This window comes from Henriciella sp. (assembly GCF_049649345.1).
Lineage (GTDB): Bacteria > Pseudomonadota > Alphaproteobacteria > Caulobacterales > Hyphomonadaceae > Henriciella.
The window spans coordinates 1-2,308 of the sequence record NZ_JBARZC010000575.1 but is presented as its reverse complement, the minus strand read 5'-3'; the positions used below and the strand labels follow the sequence as shown (position 1 = coordinate 2,308).

Annotated in this window: 3 protein-coding genes; 2 read left to right on the top strand and 1 reads right to left on the bottom strand. The window is 64.8% G+C overall.

The annotated features are described in order from the left end of the window. Window positions 1-1,204 (top strand): JmjC domain-containing protein (locus tag WA989_RS15975; protein ID WP_424341472.1); only part of this gene is annotated, 1,204 nt, incomplete at its 5' end. Between the two features lie 145 nt (window positions 1,205-1,349). Continuing rightward, window positions 1,350-1,841 carry a hypothetical protein gene (locus WA989_RS15970; protein WP_424341471.1) on the top strand — a complete coding sequence of 164 codons (492 nt, stop codon included), beginning with the start codon at window positions 1,350-1,352 and terminating at the stop codon, window positions 1,839-1,841. Window positions 1,842-2,016: 175 nt separating this feature from the next. On the opposite strand, the gene WA989_RS15965 is transcribed toward WA989_RS15970, so the two are convergent. Continuing rightward, window positions 2,017-2,308, bottom strand: a 292-nt coding sequence (locus WA989_RS15965) for a YybH family protein (RefSeq protein WP_424341470.1), incomplete at its 5' end; no start/stop codon positions are given.

Here is a 2,308-nt window from a genome sequence, read left to right as displayed (position 1 = left end):
GGTCACGCCCGAAGCCTTCGTGGACCAGTATTTCGCGCGCACCTCGCTCCACGTCGAAGGCCATCCCGGCAAGTTCGCCCATGTCTTCAGCTGGGAGAAGCTCCGCCTCGCTCTGGCGCGCGGGCGGTCGGTCACGGACCAGCGCTTCAACCTGATGGCGTCCTATGCCGGCGGGGAGCGCGATGGCAGTTCGCAAGCGCTTTTCCCGTGCAGCATCGACGAGACCGGAGACCTTCTCAACAAGGGCGCGACGGTCTGCATCACCAATATTCACATGGCCGACCCCGGTCTGGCGCGCTGGGCACGGGCCGTGCGCTCGCAGCTGAACTTCTCCGGCACGGTCGGCGCCAATTGCTACATCTCTCCGGAAGGCGGCGGCCTGCCGATGCATTACGACAAGCGGGTTGCCACATCGATCCAGATCGCCGGGAGCAAGCGCTGGTTCTATTCCACCAAGGCGGCGAAGCCTTGGCCGGACAATAATGCCGTCTTCCGCGACGGGCGCGCAGAGCCGGCCGATGTGGATGTCGGCACGCTGCCGCCGGACATGGAAATCCGTGAGGTCAATCTGCAAGCGGGCGACCTCCTCTGCCTGCCGGCGGGCGCGTGGCATGCCGCTAGGGGCCTCGGCGTGTCGATGGCGATCAATCTCTATTTCGCGCCGCGCAACTTCTCCACCCTGCTCGCGCCCGTCCTGCAGGATTTCGCCGCCTCTAACGGCAGCTGGCGCGGCGGCCCACCTGCCGCCCTCGATCCCATCACCGGCGACATCACCGATCCCTCCAAAGCCTATATCCGCGAGCGCCTCATGGAGCTGCGGGCGCTGGTCGACAGCATGCTGGCCTCGCCGGACGAGATGAAGCTGCCCTGGCTGAACAGCCTGGTCGCCGACCCCTTCACCGGCTGGACGCCTGAGGCGAAACGCGCCCTGCCCAGCGCCACCAAGGACACCCGCTTCATCGTCGCCCTCCCGCCTCTGCGCTTCGTCGAGGCGAACGGCAAAGTGGTGATCCCCTATGACCGGGGCCTGTTTCACATGCCGGGAGAATTCGCCCCGGTCCTGAAAAAGATCGCCGATCATCAGGGGGATTTTTCAGTGCCGGAGGTCCTCGCCTGGGGACAGGAGGCCGGACGCGAACCTCCGCAGGCCATCATCAGCCACCTGCAGGCCCTCTTCCAGAACGGCCTGATCGACATGGCGTAAGCCGCCGCGGCGCCGCTGCGGGGGTGGGACTATGCGGCGGGTATGACGGGCAATCGGAAAGCCGACCTTGAACGCCACGCGAAAGAGGCGGAAAATGGGATGGCGCGGAAAAGCGCTGAGTATGAGGCGATGGGGCGAAAGCTTTATGTGGACACCGACTAGGCTCCTTTCGCTCGGTCTGGGCGCTGCCTTCCTCATCGGCGCGGGCGTCTGGGGCGCGGCCCGGATTGGGAACGACCCCATCGAGGCCTGCCTCGATGCTGGCGGACGCTGGGATTCGGCGCAGAAATCCTGCATGCCGGTCGAGGCGGGATGGAGCCGCAGCAACAGAGCCGTCCAGCAGCCTGTCCGTATCCAGTCTCAAGAGTGTAGTGATCTCGATGACCTCGTAGAGTATTATCGCGGCTGCCAGAGGGCGCTTGCCAAGGACACGCTGGAAACCAATTGCTGGGTCTTGCCGAGACCAGAGAGTGCCAAAGTCCCGCGGTCCTCAGCCAAAGCCCGCGATCTGGCCGAGGACGCGTTAAATGAGATCTCCGCGACATGCGTTCGTCGACGAAAGCCTGCCAGTTCACGCGTGGTCGTGCCTGATGGGTTGATGTACCCAAGGGAAAATACGCGCAATTCAGAGCACTGACCAGATCGGCCAAGAGCGCGGAATTCATGGCGCCGGGCGCCGAGATTTATGTGTGGACGCTGAGCAAGCGGGTGGCCGCCGCCGAACAGTCAGCCTGCGAAGACGCGCCCGTCGACAGGCCCCCGCCGCATTACTAGAAATGTCTGCCTTCTCCCCAAGGAGAAGGGAGAATGAGCTACTCAACCGGCCCGTTATTCCAGGCGTCCCAGTGCATTTTCCACTCGCCGTCTTCCAGCGCCCAGAGCAGCACGGCCTTGCCGCCGCCCATCGCTTCGCCGTCCGCGCCGTACAGGGTGACGTGGGCGCGCTCGGTGATATAGCCTTCGCCGACCGGGATCGCCTCGTCGGTGACAAGGTCCACCGTCTCGATCACGCCGAGTGCGCCGGTCCAGTAGGCGGTGATCGCTTCTTCGCCGACCATGTCGGGCGCATCGGGCGGCACGAGGCGGCCACCCTCGGTATAGAGG

Excerpts from the sequence above, each read along its gene's own strand:
- WA989_RS15970 (WP_424341471.1), top strand. The coding sequence starts at position 1,350 with ATGTGGACACCGACTAGGCTCCTTTCGCTCGGTCTGGGCGCTGCCTTC.